Below are 19,589 nucleotides of genomic sequence, written 5' to 3'. Positions count from 1 at the left end.
CACATGAGCGATTCCTCATCGACTTTTGCGTGACAGCTGCGGGGAGCGGTGAAAGTGTGTGCCACGGGTCCGCCTCGCCGGGAGCCGATCATCCTCGCCGGCAGGCGGGTCCACCACCGCGGCGCGGGGCGGCGTCCGCCCCTCCGCCCGCACGCCGAGCTGGTTGAGACGTGGTGGGCACCCCTCTTCCACGAGAAGGCCCGCACCGGCGCCCCTCACGCCTGGTGTGGGCCTTCCCGCTCGCAGAGGTTAGGGTGTCCGCACGGCAGGCGTGAATGGTGCGGGGACCCCGCCTGCTCCCCCCGGACCGCCTACACCGGCGCCCGGGAATGGCTGGCGTAGACGGCCGCCGGAAACCTTGCCCTGTAGGAAGGCCGTTCCCCAGGATTCCAGTCAGAGAGGTCAAGGTCGCGGTCTCGTCGGGAGTGCCGGCCGGCGGGGTTCAGCGCCGGACATGGTCGAGCAGGCCCCCCGTGTTCGTCCCAGACCACGATGAAGACGGTCTTGGCCCACACGTCGGGGTTGGCCGCGATGGCGTCGATCTTCCCGTGGTTTGGCTCACCGAGTTAGCCTCGCGCGGGCTCGGCTCGTTTGTCGGGCTCACTGCGTCACCTCTTGGCCGAGACCACTTCGTAGACCGCCGCGACGTCGTCGTCGGCGTGGGCCGCCATCGTCTCGGTGAAGCGCTCGATGGTGGCGTCGAGCAGCGGTGCATTTAGCGCGGCGTGGCGGGACACCTCGGAGACGAGCCGGAGGTCCTTCGCCGCGAGCCGCACCGGGAAGCCCACGGGGTAGTCGTGCTCCCGCATCTCGGCCAGCTTCCCGAGGGCGTACGACATCTCCAGCGGCGGGCTGCCCCTGAGGTACTCCTCGAACGCACGTGGATCAAGCCCTGTCGCCTCGCAGACACGGAGGGTCTCGACGAGGACGGCGGTCGTCACGATCATCCAGTGGTTGACCACGACTTCAGCCGCGAACCTGTGCCCGTCTCGCCGACCCAGACAACTCGTGCTCCGAGCGTTCGCAGGACTGGTTCAACGCGCGCGCGTTGAGGTAACGGACCGGAGGCCAGCACGATGAGCTCACCCAGCTCGGCCGGCTGGGTGCTTCCGGAGACCGGTGTGTCGAACATGACGACGTTGGTGGTCCCGGGCCAGTGCGACCAGGCGGTCGGTCTCCCCCGCACCGATGGTCCCGCACTGCAGCCAACTCGTCTCCGGTCGCCACGCGGGCAACAGCGGCCGCACGATGTCGGTCAGCACGTCGGCGTCCCGGAGCATGGTGAGGACCACGTCGGCCTCGCGTACGACGTCCGCAGGCTGGGCGGCGGATCGCCCACCATGTGGTTCCAGGGCCTGGGCGCGTTCCCGGTGCCGGTCCCACGCGGTCACGTCGAAGCCCTGCGACAGTAGGCGCCGCGACATAGCCGCGCCCATCAGGCCGACGCCGAGCACTCCCACCCGCATGTCCTCACCTCCGCAGGACGCCCGGTGGCGGGCGCTTCACCGGTGGGCGCCTCTGTTCGGTTGCCTCGTCGGCGCGGCCCAGCTGGCGCCCTCCTCTTGTCGACCCCACCAGTGACAGGGGGTGATCAACGCCCCCAAAGGTCCCACACGATGGTGACCTGTCTCCCAAACGGAGGAGTTGGTACCCCGCTGCGGTCCGTTCACCAGTCCGCCCGCCAATGCGCAGGAGCCGCGACTGCCACCGCGCACGCGGCACTGACCGGACGAGAACCTCACCGATCCGCCCTTCACGGGTGAGCTGCGAGTCCAGCGCCGCTATAACGGGAAAGCATGGACGGCCGAGCGCACGACCACCGCAGCGCACAGGCCGTGGGATGCTCGGATGCGGCGAGCGAACCTCGCCCCGACGGCATTCAGTGGACACCTGACGTACACCACTCCGCCTCAGCCGTGGCGGCGCCGACCGAGCCCTGCGGTCAGTGCCGCGACCATCGTGAGCGAAGCACCGCAGCAGACCCACAGTGTGGGCCGCGCGCCGTTTGGTACGACGGCGTCGATGACCAGGCCCCCCGTGATCTGGCCGGCAAGTGCGCACAGGCCCGTGCGCAGTACACCGATCGACTGCACCGTGATCATGTTGGCGCCAGTAACGACCAGCGCCAGCAACCCGCCCACATACAGCCACCACCCGGCGGGCCAACCACCAAGCCCCAGGTGCCCAGTGACGCCGAATCCCGCCAGCACGACCACCAACGCACCGGTGCCGACAACCGCGTTCACCAGGGACGCCGACCCCACATTCGACGCCACCGCCGTGATCCTCCCGTTCAACGCCACCTGCACCGGTCGGCACACGCCAAGCACCAGAACGAACGCAAGCATGCCGACCGTGATCTGCCCGATCGGACGGCCGACCTGCGCCACTCCCACCGCCACGACGGCGACCAGCACGCTGACCAGCCGAACCACCGTCACCGAAACCCGACCCAGCGGTCCCAGCCCAACCCGGTCGGTCGCAATACCGCCGACGGATGTGCCACACACCTGCACCACCGTGAACAGCGCGACACCCAGGACCGGCGTGGCCAGCGCCGTACCAGCCACCGACAACGCGCCCAACACACCACCCAGCCCCAGCCACCACGGCAGTCGCGCCTCTTTCAAGCGCCACAGACCGGCACGCACCGACCGCAACACCAGCGTGGCAGCGAGCACCAAAGTCGCCAACCCATTACTCACCAGCGCCGCTGTCACCGGCGAGCCAACCTCAGCGCCCAGCCGACCGTTCGCCAACGCCTGCGCCGCTGAACACGCACCACCAAGAACCGACACCGACACCGCCAACGGCACCGGCAAGAACAGCCCCCGACCGCCTGGCGCCGCAGGAGGTGCGACGTCCCCGCCGCCTCCTCCCAGCGGTGCCACCCGCCCGGTCACCAATCAAGCCTCCCGGCCAACGCACGCCCCCAGGAACACCACACCAACGCGACCAGGGCCCGGTCGAAAGCAGCGCAGAGTACAGGCGCGACAACCGCCAGCGTTCCTCGTAGCCTGTACGTCGCACTCATCACCACCAACGCTCTCACGGGTATCGGCGGGAGCCTGGACCTACCCACCGCAGTGCGCGCGATAGCCACGAAGGTACGCACCTCGGCGCCGCGACCGCCGAGTCGCTCACCGTGCCCGGCTCGGACGCCGCCAGCAGCCGCCCACACCCGAGTAAGGCCCGAGGCCTAAAGGACCAGCTCCTGCCCGATAACCCGTCGCTCGAGGTGATCAGAGGGCGCGAAGTGGCGTTCGCCTGATCAGCGGGCTCCCGCGGACCCCACGCGCCCTTGAACTCACGCGCTGCTCGAAGAGGCTCGGCGCTTGCGGTGGTGGAGCCCACCACGCGAGGTCAGCCCACGCCTGCGACCAGTCCGACGCCCTCGACTGCTGCTACGGAACACGCTTCGTCGTTCTCCGGACGCTCCCCGCTGACCCGATCGAGCCGAGCAGATGCCCCGCCGCACCGCGGATCAGCGCACCGCCACGGGGAAGACGCGATGCGCCCCTCGAAGATCGCGTCCAGTGCAGCGAAGAAAGCTGGATCCTACGTCGCGTCCCCCGCACCGGAAGCGCGACTTCTGTCTCTGGTTGTCTGCTCGGCAGGCTAAGCCCTGGCCCCGTGATCGCGGCGGCGCTGCCGGTGATGGCGGTGGGCGCGTGGTGGGCCTTCCGTCACGAGGTCGACGGTTCCCACGAACTCAACGACATCCCCCTCGCGCAAGCCCTTTGGTCGGCAGGGTTCGTACCGATGCTGTTACGGTTCCGGCCAGGACTTCGGGTGGCTCGCACGCGCTGCCCGGACACAAAGTCTGCTCGAAGGCGGGCATCTGCCCCCGATGCGCGCTCGGGCCGGCGCGCACGAGATGGACCGGAGCACCATGTCTGTGGGGTAGCCGTCGGAGTCTGCCGGCGTGCGCCCGCCATGGAGATTGATCGCTAGTCATCGGTTTCGACCGGGCGGAGCCCGGTTGCCTACGGTCGCGAGCGTCCTCCTGGTCAACCACACGCAGGCTCCATGCCCGCCGCAGAAGACGCACAATCCGCAGAACCACACCCGCACCGACATCTCCACAGGTCAGCAGCCTCGTAGCGCCCTGACAACAGCCGCGCCGCAGGACGCCGCGGAAACCCCGCACAATCCCGCGAGGCCGCTCCCACGCACGCCGACCACCGATGGGCCCAGCACCATCGCCCCACCAGCAACGCTCAGCAGGCACGCCAACGAAACTGGGCAACTTTCCTCGGACGTTGTTCACCCACATCAAGCTGATCCGTACGGCTCAGCTTGATGTGGGTGAAGGCTGTCCCTTAATTGATCTTTTCGGTTTCAGATGGTCATCCCCGCGTCCTCGCCAGGTAGCCACCTGCCGGCTCACATGGGTCAGCAACAGCCCGCGTAGGCACTCGTCGGCAAAGGCTAGCGCCGAGCGAGGGCGTAAATCTGGCCCAGGCCGGCCGCTATCGGGGTCGACAAAGTGCCATCGCGCTCGCAGTTTGCTCTCTTCCATGGGCGCGTCAGCGTCAGCAGGGAGCGTCCGGCCGAGAGCCGCGAGTAAAGGGACCCCTACCGCGCAGAACTCCCCAGACCCAAGCCGTCGGCGACGCGGGCGCCGAGGTCCGGGTCGACCTTGCTCCAGTAGTCCTTGACCGCGCGCTCCTGGATGTTGCGCTCGACACCCTGACTCAGGTGCCAGACGATGTTCTCGACCAGGCGAGCCTGCTCGGGTGGCGACATCACCTCACGGTAGAGGGTGCCGGGCTGGATGAAGTCGTCGTCGTCCTTGTGTGGCACGTAGGCCGTACGCATGATCTCCGCCGACTCCACAAACCAGCTCGGATCGCGGTAGCGCTGCGGGTCGGCCCGCGGTCCGCCGTAGCTGTTCGGTGCGTAGACCGGCTGGTTCCCATTGTGGTGGTAGCGCATGGGGCCGTCCTTGTTGTAGTTGTGCACCTCGTTGATCGGCTTGTTGACCGGCAGCTGCGCGTAGTTCGGGCCGGTGCGATAACGCTGGGAGTCGGCGTAGGCGAACATCCGCCCCAGCACCATCCGGTCCGGGCTGGGCCCGATGCCCGGGACGAAGTTCGCCACGTCGAACCCGGCCTGCACGACCTGGGCGAAGAAGTTCTCAGGGTTGCGGTCGAGCACCATCCGGCCGACGGGGATTAGCGGGTAATCCTTGTGCGGCCAGACCTTGGTGATGTCGAAGGGGTTGAAGCGATAGTTGGGCGCGTCCTCATACGGCATGATCTGCATCTCGAGGCGCCAGGACGGGTGGTCGTTGCGGGCGATCGCCTCCCACAGGTCCCGCCGGTGGTAGTCGAGGTCCTCAGCCACCATAGCCCTGGCTTCGGCGTCGGTGAAGTTTTCGATGCCCTGTTCGGTCTTGAAGTGGTACTTGACCCAGAACTTCTCGCCTGCGGCGTTCTCCCACATGTACGTGTCACTGCTGTAGCCGTTCATGTTGCGCAAGGTGCGCGGCGTGCCCCGGTCGCCCATCAGGACCGTCACCTGGTGGGCAGACTCCGGCGAAAGCGTCCAAAAGTCCCACTGCGCGTTGTTGCTGCGTAGGCCGGTGTCGGACATGCGCTCCTGGGAGTGAATGAAGTCAGGAAACTTCATGGGGTCGCGCACGAAGAAGACCGGCGTGTTGTTGCCGACCATGTCATAGTTGCCCTCTTCGGTGTAGAACTTGAGGGCGAAGCCATGCACGTCGCGGAGCGTGTCCGCGTAGCCCTCTTCGCCGGCCACCGACGAGATTCGCGCGAACATCGGCGTGCGCTTCCCGACTTCGCTGAGGAAGGCGGCCTTAGTCCACTGGGTGACGTCGGCGGTCACCTCGAAATAGCCGAAGGCACCACTGGCCTTGACGTGGTACACGCGATCGGGGACACGCTCGCGGACGAAGTGAGCCAACTTCTCGATCAGGTACGCATCCTGCAACAACACTGGCCCAGCGGCACCGACGGTGAGTGAATACTCATCGCTGGCTACAGGCGCGCCGGCGTCCGAGGTCGTGTTCGGTGGCTGCTCACTCATTGCCTACTCCCACTACCCTTCTTCAACGACATGGCCACAACCGCTCTGGTACCGAGCCGAGCACTTACGCAGAGTTCTCATCAACCATCCCCCCTGCCTGGAGGACAAAACCGCCGTCGCGACGAACGTCATCAACGTGCTCGGAGCTATGGATGGGCTGCGGAGCGAACTGGATCCTTGATCAGTCACATCGGGAGACCCCACACCGGACTCACTGCCGCGGCCGTGGGACTGTAAAAATAACGGCGGATCTGTTGATCAAGGGAGAGACGCCAGATGACCGAGACCGCCGTTGCGCCTGAGTCGGTGGAGCAGCCTGTCGAGGCGCTGTCAAGCACAGCGTCGGGCGAGCAGTTGATCGGGATGCTCGTGGACCGGGCCCGTAGCGAGGGCCTGCAGCTGACCGGGGAGGACGGGCTGCTGCAGCAGCTGACCAAGCGGGTGCTGGAGTCGGCTTTGGAGGGCGAGACCACTGACCACCTCGGCTACGACAAGCACGATGCGGTGGGGAAGAACAGCGGCAACAGCCGTAACGGCGCCAGCGTCAAGACCGTGTTGACTGACGTCGGCCCGGTGGAGGTGAAGGTCCCGCGCGATGTGGCCGGCACCTTCGAGCCGCAGATCGTCCGCAAGCGGCAGCGGCGCCTGACCGGGGTGGAGGAGATGGTCCTGTCGTTGTCGGCGAAGGGCTCACCCACGGGGAGATCGCCGCGCACCTGGCCGAGGTCTATGGGGCCGAGGTGTCCAAACAGACCATCTCCACGATCACCGACAAGGTGATGGACGGCATGGCCGAATGGCAGAACCGCCCTCTCGACCGCGTCTACCCGGTCCTGTTCGTGGACGCCATCAACGTCAAGATCCGCGACGGGCAGGTCGCCAACCGCCCGGGCGGGTTGTCTTGATCTGAGAGTAGCTGGTCGAGCGCTTCGGCAGGGGTGCGCCAGCCGAGCCGTTTGCGTGGCCTGTTGTTGAGTTGCGCGGCGACGAACTCGAGGTAGTCGCGGTGGTAGCCGGACAGGTCGGTGCTCTTGGGAAAGTACTGACGCAGCAGGCCGTTCGTGTTCTCGTTCGTTGCCCGCTGCCAGGGCGAGTGCGGGTCGCAGAAGTAGATCTCAAGCTGCGCAGCCTTCGCGATGGCCGCGTGGTTAGCCATCTCCTGCCCCTGATCCCACGTCAGGGTGCGGCGCAGGGTTTGCGGCAGCTCGCTCATTGTCTCGACCATGGCTTCCTGGACGTCGTCAGCACCGTGGCTGTTCGGCAGATGCAGGAGCATGACGTAGCCGGTGGAGCGCTCCACGAGGGTTCCGACCGCGGACTTGTTCTCCGCGCCAGTGATGAGTCGGGTAGCGGGGACGCATTACTGCGTCCCCGCCCCCTCAGAACCGTGCAAGCAGCTATTCACCGCACACGGCTCAAGCAAGCCCGAAAGGCGCACCGGCAGGAGAAGGTGCGGGACTCGTCATCACGGCGGCTCCGTTCCGCCGTTGACAATGGGTGTGGAGGAGACGGACTCGTTGATCGCCAGGCGTGCTCTCCTCCGGGAATGCGATGTATTGCTTGGAGATCGCCTTCCGGATGACGACCCGCCATGCTTCCCATTCTTGTGGGCTTTGTGGCGGGTGGTCGGCGTGCAGCAGGAGCCCTCCGCAGACCGAGCAGCGGCCGTGTTGAGCCTGTAGGAGGCGCACGGTCATAGCGGCGACTGGCAGAGGTGTTCCCTTGCGGCGCCGCTGAGCCCAGTATGACTCCAGGGTGGGGTCGTCCGGGGACGCCTTCCCCTTGACCAACTGGTGCCGGACTATCTTCGTCCAGGAGAACTTGAGCAGGTAGGCGCCGCTGTCGCGGTCACCGAACACCCATCGGTCCCTCCTGGTCTTGTTGAACCGGCCGAAGTACTTGTCGCAGATCCAGTGCTTCGGCTTGTTCGGGTGGCCGTGCTTGGCCCACTTGTAAGCGAGCTTCCACATGTAGCTGTCCAGCGCCGTGAAGATTTCGCTGGACACCACCGTCCGGTAATAGGCCGACCAACCCCGCACAATCGGGTTGATCTTCTTGAGTACCGCACCAGCGTTGGCCCCTCGCAGGGCCAGCATTTCGGTGCGCAGCCGTTCCCGGATCCGTCGTTGAGCCGCTGCACTCGGTTTGATCAGCAGCTTGCCGTGATAGCGGCGGACATTGAATCCCAGGAAGTCGAACCCGCTCTCCGCGTGGACAATGCGTGTCTTGCCCTCGTGGAAGGCGAGCCCCCGGGGCGTCAGCCATACCGCCAGCCGTTCCTTGACCTGTTCGGCCTGCTCACGGCTGGTGCACATCGCGACAAAATCATCTGCGTACCGCACCAGCACGGGGCTACCGCTCTGCGCACTCCCGGCATCTCTGCCGGAGGTGTAATAGCGGACCCCTGCGGCTTCCTCCATCCCATGCAAGGCCACGTTGAAGAGCAAAGGGCTAATAAACCCGCCCTGCGGAGTTCCCTCCTCGGTCGGGGCGAACCGACCGCGATCCACGACCCCGGACTTCAGCCACTGCCGGACCAGTCCCCGGGCTGGGAAGGTGCCGAGCGCCGCCATGAGCCGGGCATGGTCGATACGGTCGAATGCCGCCGTCAGGTCAGCGTCGAGCACCCACGCACGCTGCGGGTTCTTCCCGTTGAGCGTGGAGTAGATGGCCCCGATCGCGTCGTGACAGCCGCGGCCAGGCCGGAAGCCATACGACTTCGGCTCGAACCGCGCTTCCCACTCGGGCTCCAGTGCACCCAATGCCACAGCTTGCAGGCATCGCTCAACAATCACTGGAATCCCGAGCCCGCGCTTCTTCTTCGTCCCCGGCTTGGGGATAAACACCCGCTTGACGGGCCAGGGAATCCACGGTCGGGCACGGTGCTGGACCCAGTCGGCCAGAGCGGCCTTTGACTGGGAAAGCAACACCACCTTCCCGTCGACTCCCGCCGTCGCACGTCCCGCGTTGATCTCCGTCACCCGTCGCACGCTCAGGAGCGTGTTCGAGCGGGACCGAAGCATCAGCTTCTGCAAATTGCGGACCTTCCTCAGGTCCCCTGCCTGCGATGCCGTGAAGATTCTCTGCCGCAGACGTCGTACGTCTTCCTCGACCCGCCGCCAGTCAACCGACGCCCAGTCCAAGTCTTCGCCCTCGGGTCCGTTCACCAGCGCGGAGGCGGCAGAACGACCGAGGCCGTTCCGTCCCGCGATCAACATGGTGTCCAACTTGCCCCTCGGTTCCGTCGTCTTTCTTCAGTGATCTCTGCACAGGCTCACCTGGCCCACGTCAGCACCCTTTCGGGCCGGGCAGCACACCCGTATCCGGACGGTTATGCGGGGCGGCCGGCGGAGAGGCCGGCCATACTGCCCCGGGTTCCCGTTTCCTTTCGGCTTCCGGCATTGGCTTCTTGGGTCATCCTGTTCCCGCTGGGGAATTTAGCCTTCCTCACAGTCGGCCGACCGGGCTCCTAACAGCCCGGACCCCAACGGGGTTTCCACGTTCCACACGAATGAGATACGACCGGGGTGGGTGCTCCCTTTACCCCGAGGCGGCGGTGTCCACCTGGCCGGAGTGACCTCTACCAGCCAGCGCCTACCGCTTCACAACGGCTAGCCATACACCCCACTAAGAACTTCCATCGGCGAGGCTTGGGATCACGAGGCATCATCGGGAGTTCACTTTCGTTCACCCGTCCGGTCTTCCCCTTGCCTGTAACTCCCGGATGGAACGGGAGTCCTTGGGCTTTCCCCTGAGCTTCGCACCACCCCGTTACCGGCGTCGCACGTCAAGGGCGGGGACGGGCCATACGGACACAGACCCGTGACTGCACCTACGGCCTTATCAACCGCCTCTCCAACTGGACAGTCCACTCAAATTCGTGCGGCTTCGTGTCGCACGGTCTCCTTCCCAGTGTCCTGGCACCGCACGGTCCAGGGCATCCGTCGGTCGCTGCGCAATGCCGACCATGCCGGGGATGCGCCCTCGCCGTTCGGCAGTCCGCCGGGTTTTGCGTAGTGCCCGCCCGGTGCGCAGGCACTTGATCAACTCCCGTCGCAGACCGCCGCGGCCTTGCACGTAGAGGCTGCGGTAGATGGTCTCGTGGCTCACGCGCATGCTCGGGTCGTCGGGGAAGACCAGCGCAAGCCGCCGGCTGATCTGCTCAGGGCTGTCCTTGGCATGCAGCCGATTCTGCACGTGCTCGCGGAGCCTGTCGTCGAGCGCGAGCAATCTCGCCTTCGGCCGCTGGGCACGCTGATCCGCCACCGCTTGGGCCACCGACGCCCGGTAGCCCGACTTCTGGCGAACTGTTCCGCGCCTCAGTTCCCGGCTCACCGTCGAAGGGGAGCGCCCCAACTCTCGCGCGATCGCACGCACCCCCTCGCCCGCGGCCCGGCGGCAGCTGATCTCCTCCCGCTCTTGGAAGGAGAGTCGGCGCGCGCGGATCGGGGTCTTGCCAGCGGGGAAAGGCTCGGGCATCACTCCGCCAACGTGCCGGAACCATCGCCAGGCGACGGTGATCGACACTCCGACAGAAGCCGCTGCTTCGGCGACCACCATTCCAGAGCGCACCCCAGCCCAGAACTCGCGCTGTACCGCCATCGGAATCGCAGGCCGACCACCAAGACTTGACCGGTTGAATCCACCCCGCACTCAAGTGCGTCTACATGGCGCTGATGAGCCTGGACCCCACCGGCCAGGGCCGCAAACGATGGACCCAGCGTTGGAAGGCACCGCTCAACGCCTTCCAGATCGCCTTCGAAGGCCGCCTCACCCCGGCCAACAACTGAACCCCTACAAACCAAGATCAACCGTTAACTTGACACTCCCTTCACCGGCCGTGAACTCCCGCTGGCGGGAGTCCGGTTTGGGGCGGAGACACCCTTCCGCGTCTGGCGCCCCGGTTGGGCCCTGTCGACTCATCCTTACGGTGGCTGCTCGGCGCCCTGGTGATCCCAACGAAGGATCGGGCGGGCGAGGGAGATAGATCCTTTTCGGACCCGGGGGAGCGGACGCCAGGCAAATCGCTCGATGAAGGGCCTCATGGGCCGAGGCCTTACCCAGCCAAGCCTGACCGCACCCCGGAGATGGCGCGGTAAACCGTAGTCTCCGGCGTCTAGCCGGAAGGGAGGTATCCGGGCTGGTGTATCCCCGGCGCTCCGACGCCGGCCGATTCAGGGCTGGTAGAGGCGGCGATCGCTGCGGTCTCCACGGTGAGCTGGCCGGTGGCAACGAGCCGTGCCAGGACATGGCGTTGGCGCGCGCGGGCCAGTTCCGGGTGTTGCAGAGGGTCATACGCTGACGGCGCCTGCAAAAGGCCGGCAAGGAGGGCCGCCTGCCCCCAGCTCAGCTGTCCCGGGGCGCGACCGAAGTACCCACGGCTGGCAGCATCCAGACCCCAGTAGCCGTGCCCGAAGTACGCGACCGCCGCATACATCTGCAGGATCTGCCGCTTGGAATAGCTCGCGTCGAGCTTGATCGCCAGCGCCGCCTGCGCCGCCTTCCTTCCCACGCCTGCGGACTGCCCGCTGTAGTACAACTGCTTCACCAACTGCTGCTCCAGGGTGGCACCACCCATCTCGCCGCGCCCCTTCATGACGCTGATGCCCGACCGGACGATCGCTACCGGATCGATCCCGAGGTCGGAGTAGAACCTGGAGTTCTCGGTGGCGATCAAGGCCGCCGCGAAACGTGACGGCACAGGTGTCGTGGGTCCGAGGACGCCATGGGTGCGATCGAGCTCTGCAGCACGCTGGGCGGCATCACCCACGCCGGGAGTCGTCACCCACATGACCCCGACAGCCACCGCGACCGCCACGAGGACCGCCGTCAGGACGCGGCCGACGCGCACGAACCACCGTTTTCGATGCGTCGTCGTCACTGGGATCGCCCTCCGGCTGCGCGACAGCGCCTCGTCCGTGAACGCTGCAGGGCAGGCCGTCTGGGCCCGGGCAGCGTGGTTCTCCGCACCGCGGCCAGAAGCTCTACCAAGACGAGCTCTGCCCGAGCGCACGTCCCAGCGGTAGCCGGCTCGCTCGCCCGGAGCGTATCGGGGGGAGCGACCGCGTGAGCCTCCGCGCCAAAACACCCATTCCCCACAATTGGGGCGGCGGTGTCCTCAGCCTCGACATCTGAAGCCCTTCTACGTCTACTATCTGCTTGATAGTACGACGTCCCGTCAAAGATTGCGACGATCGCACCCGTCACACAGCTGGTTCTTAGATAACCGCGTTAGCGTCCGATGACAACTGAGACTGCTCAACCAACGAATGTAGCAAATTGGACAACGAGCTCATTTCCAAGGGTCCTAGAGACCGAAATGGGCGGAAGTGAGTGCGCCATGTCTGCTCGGACTGTGGGCTGGGAGCCGTGTGCTGCTGTTTTCCGGAGCGACGCCGCGCCTCTCGTGGCCCTTAGGGCTACCCGTAGAGCTGGGATGGTCAATGACGCATCTTCTACCCAATATCGCGGCCACGGCTGGACGGGCCCCGGGCGCAGAGGGCTTATGACGCCATGATGGCGCGGCACAAGATTGCGAGGATCACCGCCTTGGCGCTGGCGGCCGTCGTGGCGGCCGCGTTCGTTGCTTTCGGGGCGATCTACATTTGGCTCGACGGCAACCTCAGCACGTTCGATCCGCGCGGGATCGGCAGCCATCGCCCGCCCGCGGCCGAACCCAACGCCGCGGGCAGCAGCCCGGTGAACGTCCTCATGATCGGTTCGGATTCGCGAGCGGGTGGCAACCAGAACCTCGGCGGCGGGGCGGGCGCCGTCGGGCGTTCGGACACCACGGTCCTGTTGCATGTGTACGCCGACCACCAGCATGCCGTCGCGGTGTCGATACCGCGGGACACCCTGGTCGACATTCCAGCCTGCCTTCTGCCCAATGGCAAATGGTCCACACCGCGACACCAGGTGATGTTCAACGAGGCGTTCACCGTCGGCCTCACCGCCGCGGGCAATCCGGCGTGCACCCAGAACACGGTCGAGCAGCTCACCGGACTGCGGATCGACCACACGATCGTGGTCGACTTCGAGGGCTTCGCCGCCATGACGCAAGCTGTCGGAGGTGTCAAGGTCGACGTACCGCAGGACGTCTACGCAGATGACCTCAACCCCAACCGCGGATCGCGCGGCCAACTCGTCTTCGCCAAGGGCGTCCAGACGGTGTCCGGCAAGCAGGCCCTGGACTACGTACGCGTCCGGCACGGCCTCGGCGACGGTTCCGACATAGGCCGGATCGAACGCCAACAGGCCTTCCTTGCCAGCCTGGTCGCGACAGTTCAGGCCAAGGGAATGAATCCGACCACTCTCCTTCCGCTCGCGGACGCTGCCACCAAGTCGTTGACGGTCGATCCCGGCCTTGACTCGGCCGCGAAACTCATGTCCTTCGCCATGTCCGCGCGCGACATCGGCCCGGACGACATCAGTTTCGTCATTGTGCCGTGGCGCTACGCCGGCGCCCGCGTCGCGCTAGTACAGCCAGACGCCGACAATCTGTGGTCGACGCTGAAGTCTGACCGGAACCTTGATGATCAAGACCCGAAGGACAGATCCAGCACGACACCTACGCCCTCGCCAGCGACGCCGTCACCTGCACACTCCACCTACAGCAAGCTCAGTGCGCTCCTTCCGTAAGGCAATAGAAGGATCACGTGACAAGAATCAAGGACCGCATCAGCGAAGGATGACGATGAGCCGGACAGGGACCGTGGCCCGCTCACCGGGGCAGCACCCGAGGAACCGCGATGCATTGGCTGACTGACTGGTTGCTGGCCCTGCACGGTCTTCCTCTCTACGCGCTGGTCGGTCTGGTCGTGTTCGCAGAGGACGCGGTGTTCGTCGGGTTCGTGTTTCCCGGTGAGATCGCCGCCATCCTCGGAGGCGTTGACGCCAGCATCGGGCACGCCAGCCTCACCACGGTGATCATCGTCGTGGTTGTGGCCGCGATCCTTGGCGACACCGTGGGCTATGAGGTCGGACGTCACCTGGGGCCACGGCTTCTCGCCACCCGTGTACTCAGTCGGCACGCCGAACGGGTCGACTCGGCCCGCGCCCTCCTGGCTCGACGAGGTGGCGGTGCGGTGTTTCTCGGCCGGTTCGTCGCGTTCTTCCGCGCCACCATGCCGGCATTGGCAGGCACCGCACGGATGCCCTATCCCAGGTTCCTCGCCTACAACGCCGCGGGAGGCGTCGTTTGGGGTGTGGCCGCTGTCCTGATCGGCGACCTCGCCGGTACGTCGTACGCGGTCGTGGAGAACACCTTTGGCCGAGTGAGCGCTCTGGTCGTCGTCGTGGTTGTGCTGACAACGATCGCGGTCTGGCGCGTTCGCCGACATCGTCATGGCCGCGCTGCGACGGCCGACCGGCCGACCACACCAGAGTGAGCGCCGTCGAGCCAACCCGCCCCAAACTCGGCGAGGAGCCAGCCATGGTGCCGCTGCACCGACCTCGGCTGTGAGGTGTCAAAAAGCGCCCTCGACGTCGGCCGCTGGGGCCCCTGGCAGATGCCCGCGCGGTGCGACCGCCCGGGTTCAGAGCCCGAAGGCGTCGCGCATGCTGGGCGCAGTCCCCGCCTTGCCGAGGTAGGGCACGCCGAGTAGTTCCTCGGTGGTGTGCAGGAGCGAGTAGTGGGTGAACCTCACGTGGGAGCGGGTACCCGGGACAACGGTCGGCGCGATGACCTCGGTGACGACGTGGTTCGGGCCACTACCACCCTCGTCCCAGGTGAGGAAGATCGCCGTCCTACCGGACCGGTACTCAGGGCTGTCGACGAGCTTCGGCACAATACGGGACAGGAACGCGTCACCAGTTCTCAGTTCACTACGGCTCCCGGGGCAGACGCTGTGCATGTCGTGGCAGATGTTCGGAGTGACGAACGTGAACCTGGCATCCAGCTCGGGGTGGGCGGTGAGTGGTACGTCCCTGGTGGCGCAGACGTGCCGGATGTTGGTGTAGTACGCCGCCGGATTGTGCCGAACCGCGTAGAGGGCGTCGTTGGTCTGCTGGCAGTTGGTCCTCATGGACTCGTTCAGGCTCCGCCAGTCGACACCGACTTGGGAGAAGATGCTGGGTACGTCGAGTCGGTGCCGGGACGGACTGGCGTCGTCCGTCACGCCCTGTGCCCCGCCTGAGGTCAGGGCGATGTAGTTGGGCAGACTGGGGTGGGCGATGGCCCAGTAGTTGGCGGCCAGTCCGCACTGGCGCGCGAGCTTGTTGATGTACGGAGCTTCCGGCGATCCGATCACCTGGAAGTAGCTCTTGTTCTCCATCAAGATCCAGATCACGTGCCGATACTTTTCGGGAGCATGCCGGCCGCGGTGGACACCACAGGGAGCGGACACGGTCGGCGCACCGTACCCGTTGGCCTTGGCGGCGTCCGTATCGGCGTTGGAACCGCCGGAGGCCATCGTCAGCAGGCCAACGACGGCTGCGACAGCCGCCACCGCGGCGCAATGAATTCGACTTCGGGACCAGCGCACGAGAGAAGCCCTTCCCCAGAAGTGAACGAGGCCGCCACCCGTGACTCACCTCGCACCAAACCCATCCTGACACTGAAAGAGCGCCAGACCGACCCAGCACCAACCATCACGCAAAGTCCCCGGCAGTTGAGGGACTGCCAATTCGGGTTTGGCGGTCGCGTCCCGCCGCGGCGCGTTCCCGCAGCTCCTCCGCCGTGACCACGGCGAAGGGCGGGCGGCAAACGCACGCCGTTCCGGACTCCGCGAGGATGATGCGACCGCTCGGCGCGCCGGCCGGGCGGCTGAGCTCAGCGGCTTGGTTCGCGCTGCTCGGGCATCGTCTCGTGATGGTGTTCGGGCATCGCCGCCTTGCGCAGGAGCCGGTCGTAGGTGAAGGCGGCGACGATGCCGCCGACGATCGGCGCGACGATGTAGGCCCACACGTCGACAAATCTCCCGGCCACGATCATCGGGCCCAGAGCCCTCGCCGGATTGACCCCAGCACCGGTCAGAGGGCCCGCGATGAAGACCGCCGCGGCCAGCGCCAACCCGACGGCGGTGGCCGCGACACCGGTCCGCGCCCGCCGGTCCGTCGCGACGGACATGATGACCAACACAAGGACGAACGTCACCACGGCCTCGGCGAGGAAGACCCGGCCCGCCCCCACCCCGGGCGATGGTTGCGTAGCGCCAAGACCAGCCACCGAGCGCCCCGCCGTGCCGTACAGCACCCAGGCGATGAGCGCGGCTATCAGGGCGCCGCCGAGTTGGGCCACCAGGTACGCCGGAACATAGCTCCACGGAAACTTCCGCGTCACCGCGAGCCCCAGCGTGACCGCGGGATTGAAGTGCGCCCCCGAGACGTGCCCGAACGCGGCGACCAGCACAAGAAGCGCGAGCCCGTTGGCCAACACCACCGCGAGTGAGTTGTAGGGACCGCCGGCGAGCGGTCTGCCCAGCGCGGCTGGAATGGCGGTCGCGATGATCGCCAACACCAGCACGAAGGTGCCGATCGCCTCCGCGGCCGCGGCGGCGGCCATGTTCGCGCCGATCCGGTGCCCGTAGAGCCCCGTCATCTCCTCGGTCGGCCTGGCCGGCCTTTCCACATGGGCTTCCCGCCCCCTCGCACGGAAGGTATGTCGCAGTATCACCTCACTCGCCTCCCTCCTCGAGTCCAACCTTCGCGACAGGCGACCGCGATGGATGGGTGGTTGCGACACGAACGTCACACACGTCTGCCGGTTTCACCTCCCCCATCCGACCCTTCTTCCTCAGACAGCTTGCGGCGGCCGTCGCGAGACGATCTCCGACGAGTCCTTAGACGTTATGCCAGATCTGCCTGGGCCGACGGACAGTTCCGACAGCCGCTCTGACCAGCACCGCGCCGGTCGACCAGATCGCACCCTGCACCATCCGCGACAGCCCCGGACGCCTGACACCCCAACCAGGCCCCCGGGCAAGACCGAACGGCAGCGCCCGATCCGCGGTGGTGACCGGCCGCAGGCCGCGACCTGCACATTGCCGTCATCTCCCGCCGCGCATCGAGCCCCACACCAAGACCCAAGAGGCGCGCCCAAACTCGACGTCATGCATGTCTTGACGAGCGAACGCGGTGGATGCCCCGCCCCATTCTTCTGGGGCGGGGCATCCGGCAGCATCTCCAAGACGATCCACGGGTGGCCGTGTGGGTCAGCGCGTGGTAGGTCCTGACCTACTGCAGATGAAGCCGCTGGTCCGGGCGGATCAGGGCCGGATCCGTGACGCGGCCCTGGTTGAGCTTCTGTAGGGCCCGCCATCCACCGAGGACGTGGTTCCTTCGGGCGATCCCGTCGAGGGTGTCGCCGGGCCGGACCACATAGATCCCGTCCTCGGCTCGCCCAGGCATGGCGGGCGAGTCCGACGTCTTCCGCCGGCGGTCATCCGCCTCTCCGAGGCGTGGCGCCTGGTAGCCCTTGAGCATGTCGAGCTTCTGCTGCTGGACGTGCTTCCAGTCATCCTTCAGGACCCCGCCTGTGTCGCCGGAGTTAGGGTTCCACGACCAGTAGGTGTAGCTGATCCCGTGCTGCTTCAGGAAGTTCGCGAGCGCGTGCTGCCACTTGCCTTCGGTGGTACTGGGACTCACCGATCGGCCACCGAATTCGCCCATCAACACCGGGGCGGTGCCGTCCATCGCGAGATAGGCCCAGTGGTCCTTCCAGATTTTGGCCATGTTGTCGGGGAAGTTGGGCGCGCCGAACCAGGACTGCTGGGAAACGCCCGGACCGTAGTCATGGGCGGAGTAGACGAGCTTGTTCGGCTCCGACAGGCGCACCGGATGGTCCTTTGCGCCCATCAGGTTTCCGCCCCACCAGTAACCGTCGTTGTTGTAGCTGTCGATGCCTTCAACGACGATCAGCCAGTTCGGGTTCGCCTTCAGCACCGCGTTGCCCGCTCGCTCGGCGGCGAGTCGCCAGTCGGTGCTCTTGTCGCCGGTGCCCCACGTAGCCCTTCCGTGCGGTTCGTTGTGGAGGTCCGCACCGATCACCAGTGGATTGTCGCGGTAATGGCGCGCCAGCATGGTCCAGTCCTGGACCCACTTGTCCTCGCTGAGGTGATCGGTGTACCAGAGTTCACTCTGGGCCTGTGCGTCGGGCCGGTGCTGGTCCAAGAGCACCATCAGGCCACGGTCTGTGGCCCCATCCACGATCTTGTCCATCAAAGCCAGGCCGTGCAGACCCTTGAGATCGGGATTCTTGTGGTAATCGATCGCGGCGGCCGGCTTGCTGGCCGGGTCGAAGAGCTGGTTCGAGTAGGGCAGGCGAATGGTGTTGAACCCGGACGCCTTCATCTGGTCGAGCATGCTCTTCCAGTTTCGGGTCCACAGCCCGTGCGGGGCGAACGCGTTGGTCTCGAATCCGAACCAGTTCACGCCGGTGAGAGTCACCTGCTTGCCGTTGGCGTCGAACAGTTTCGAGCCCTCTGCGTGGAGCGGGCCCGCCGACGCGGTGGGCTCGGCCGCGGCCTGGGCTGTGGCGTAGTTCGGCGCGAAGGCGCCGATCAGCGACGCGACAAGCACGGCCGGCGCTATGACGGCCGCCCGGGCTAGTGCGAATCGCGCAGCGTGCGGTGTTCCTGGGCATTGCGGACTGGACAGCGTTAGCAAAGTGTCTCCATCGGAGTCTCGGGAAGCTCAGATCGCCAAAGCCTTGACGACACCGGTGAAGGCCATACCGGCGGCCCGGTGGGCGGTCGCGTTGAGGTCTTACGCGACCTTGCCTGGACGCAGTTCGCTAAGTTGATAGTGAATGGCCCCAACTGAGGTCGATTGCTGGTTGAGACAGTTGGCGACAAGCGAATTCGTCTATCTCCTTTCGGCTATCAAACGATCTAGCACAAAAACGTAGACAGGCCGGACATACGACTACGACGTACCAACGGTCGATCTTTAGATAAGCCAAATGCGTAGACACGCTAGTCCAATTGGACGAGCAGGTTTCGTTAGGGCAAGACTCGGTAGATTTTCCTCACCACCCGCTCACCCATTTTCGGCGCAGCGCTTCACCGACGCTCCCACCGCGCCGAACTGGCAACCTTCCGCTATCGCGTGGTTCGCACCTGCCATCCGCACAATCCGGTCGTGACTCAAGGCGAATAGTGCACTATCGCGTCCAGGTTCGGCGGGTACGTTGTGCGTCACGGCCGGGTCCTCTCGTAACGCCCGGGATACGGCCGAGGCGCCGGCTGGCGTTCCTCCAGCGCAGGCCGGCGCCGCTCCATGCCTCATACGTGGGCTGGGCGGCGCCGAGAGCGACACGATCGATCTCGCGCCGAGCAGACAACGTCACGCTCACTTTCAACACCCGGGCCACGTCATCGGAGCCGCCACCGACCGCCAAGCCAACGCGTTACTAACCCGTGCGACCTCGCGTCGCACCACCTCAGAGATGCCCTTCCATGCTGGACAGAGCGAACCTTAGACAAGTCCGATCACAACATGGAGGGCACTCCTGCGCCACAACCCAGACTCACCACGCGCTGTTCATCGGTGAATCCGGGTATGGCGACAACGGTCTTCGACGTTTCGGCTTCGCTCACCTG

General features: G+C 66.0%; 14 protein-coding genes and 2 pseudogenes. 3 read left to right on the top strand and 13 right to left on the bottom strand.

The features are described 5' to 3' along the window. Nucleotides 1–311 precede the first annotated feature (311 nt). The 6 genes from HEB94_RS54685 to HEB94_RS23565 all read right to left on the bottom strand — a co-directional run bounded on the left by HEB94_RS54685 (nucleotide 312) and on the right by HEB94_RS23565 (nucleotide 6,051). A complete protein-coding gene (locus tag HEB94_RS54685) occupies nucleotides 312–533 on the bottom strand; it encodes an alkaline phosphatase family protein (RefSeq protein WP_420481600.1) in 222 nt (73 codons plus the stop codon). 75 nt (nucleotides 534–608) lie between these two features. Continuing rightward, the gene (locus HEB94_RS23585; RefSeq protein ID WP_337917936.1) at nucleotides 609–962 is read right to left on the bottom strand and encodes an NAD-binding protein; all 354 of its coding nucleotides are present in this window, start codon (nucleotides 960–962) and stop codon (nucleotides 609–611) included. Beyond that, nucleotides 944–1,132: an NAD(P)-binding domain-containing protein gene (locus tag HEB94_RS54680; protein WP_192751918.1), complete on the bottom strand. Its 189-nt coding sequence runs from the start codon at nucleotides 1,130–1,132 to the stop codon at nucleotides 944–946. Before HEB94_RS54680 ends, HEB94_RS23585 begins: the two co-directional genes overlap by 19 nt. Then, nucleotides 1,083–1,466, bottom strand: coding sequence for an NAD(P)-binding domain-containing protein (locus HEB94_RS23575; protein ID WP_192751917.1), 384 nt, complete (start codon nucleotides 1,464–1,466; stop codon nucleotides 1,083–1,085). Before HEB94_RS23575 ends, HEB94_RS54680 begins: the two co-directional genes overlap by 50 nt. Nucleotides 1,467–1,910: 444 nt before the next feature. Continuing rightward, nucleotides 1,911–2,798 (bottom strand): DMT family transporter, encoded by an 888-nt coding sequence (locus HEB94_RS23570; RefSeq protein WP_337918544.1) that lies wholly within the window; start codon nucleotides 2,796–2,798, stop codon nucleotides 1,911–1,913. Nucleotides 2,799–4,578: 1,780 nt separating this feature from the next. Continuing rightward, nucleotides 4,579–6,051, bottom strand: a complete 1,473-nt coding sequence (locus tag HEB94_RS23565; RefSeq protein ID WP_192751915.1) for a catalase — start codon at nucleotides 6,049–6,051, stop codon at nucleotides 4,579–4,581. 306 nt (nucleotides 6,052–6,357) lie between these two features. Here HEB94_RS23565 and HEB94_RS23560 point away from each other — a divergent pair. Continuing rightward, a pseudogene (locus HEB94_RS23560) lies at nucleotides 6,358–6,941 on the top strand (transposase); the annotation flags it as partial. Here HEB94_RS23560 and HEB94_RS23555 read toward each other — a convergent pair. The 4 genes and pseudogenes from HEB94_RS23555 to HEB94_RS23535 form a co-directional block, all read right to left on the bottom strand. Further along, a pseudogene (locus HEB94_RS23555) lies at nucleotides 6,875–7,393 on the bottom strand (IS30 family transposase); the annotation flags it as partial. The pseudogenes HEB94_RS23560 and HEB94_RS23555 sit on opposite strands and share 67 nt — an antisense overlap. A 73-nt stretch (nucleotides 7,394–7,466) precedes the next feature. After that, nucleotides 7,467–9,269, bottom strand: a complete 1,803-nt coding sequence (ltrA, locus tag HEB94_RS23550) for a group II intron reverse transcriptase/maturase (RefSeq protein ID WP_192751914.1) — start codon at nucleotides 9,267–9,269, stop codon at nucleotides 7,467–7,469. A gap of 625 nt (nucleotides 9,270–9,894) precedes the next feature. Beyond that, nucleotides 9,895–10,611, bottom strand: coding sequence for an IS30 family transposase (locus HEB94_RS23545; protein WP_192751913.1), 717 nt, complete (start codon nucleotides 10,609–10,611; stop codon nucleotides 9,895–9,897). A gap of 556 nt (nucleotides 10,612–11,167) precedes the next feature. Continuing rightward, nucleotides 11,168–11,869 carry a transglycosylase domain-containing protein gene (locus HEB94_RS23535; protein ID WP_192751912.1) on the bottom strand — a complete coding sequence of 234 codons (702 nt, stop codon included), beginning with the start codon at nucleotides 11,867–11,869 and terminating at the stop codon, nucleotides 11,168–11,170. A gap of 731 nt (nucleotides 11,870–12,600) precedes the next feature. Here HEB94_RS23535 and HEB94_RS23530 point away from each other — a divergent pair. Continuing rightward, nucleotides 12,601–13,689, top strand: a complete 1,089-nt coding sequence (locus HEB94_RS23530; protein ID WP_202896498.1) for an LCP family protein — start codon at nucleotides 12,601–12,603, stop codon at nucleotides 13,687–13,689. A gap of 110 nt (nucleotides 13,690–13,799) precedes the next feature. Further along, nucleotides 13,800–14,438, top strand: coding sequence for a DedA family protein (locus tag HEB94_RS23525; protein ID WP_192751910.1), 639 nt, complete (start codon nucleotides 13,800–13,802; stop codon nucleotides 14,436–14,438). Between the two features lie 147 nt (nucleotides 14,439–14,585). On the opposite strand, the gene HEB94_RS23520 is transcribed toward HEB94_RS23525, so the two are convergent. The 3 genes from HEB94_RS23520 to HEB94_RS23510 form a co-directional block, all read right to left on the bottom strand. Beyond that, entirely contained in the window at nucleotides 14,586–15,338 is a 753-nt protein-coding gene (locus HEB94_RS23520; RefSeq protein ID WP_192751909.1) for an alkaline phosphatase family protein, read from the bottom strand. Between the two features lie 482 nt (nucleotides 15,339–15,820). Beyond that, nucleotides 15,821–16,588 carry an MIP/aquaporin family protein gene (locus tag HEB94_RS23515; protein ID WP_192751908.1) on the bottom strand — a complete coding sequence of 256 codons (768 nt, stop codon included), beginning with the start codon at nucleotides 16,586–16,588 and terminating at the stop codon, nucleotides 15,821–15,823. 635 nt (nucleotides 16,589–17,223) lie between these two features. Beyond that, nucleotides 17,224–18,567, bottom strand: a complete 1,344-nt coding sequence (locus HEB94_RS23510; RefSeq protein WP_202896497.1) for a cellulase family glycosylhydrolase — start codon at nucleotides 18,565–18,567, stop codon at nucleotides 17,224–17,226. Nucleotides 18,568–19,589 lie beyond the last annotated feature (1,022 nt).

The sequence above is a fragment of the Actinopolymorpha pittospori genome (assembly GCF_014873875.1).
Taxonomy (GTDB): Bacteria; Actinomycetota; Actinomycetes; order Propionibacteriales; family Actinopolymorphaceae; genus Actinopolymorpha; species Actinopolymorpha pittospori.
This window is presented reverse-complemented; position numbering and strand designations above follow the sequence as displayed.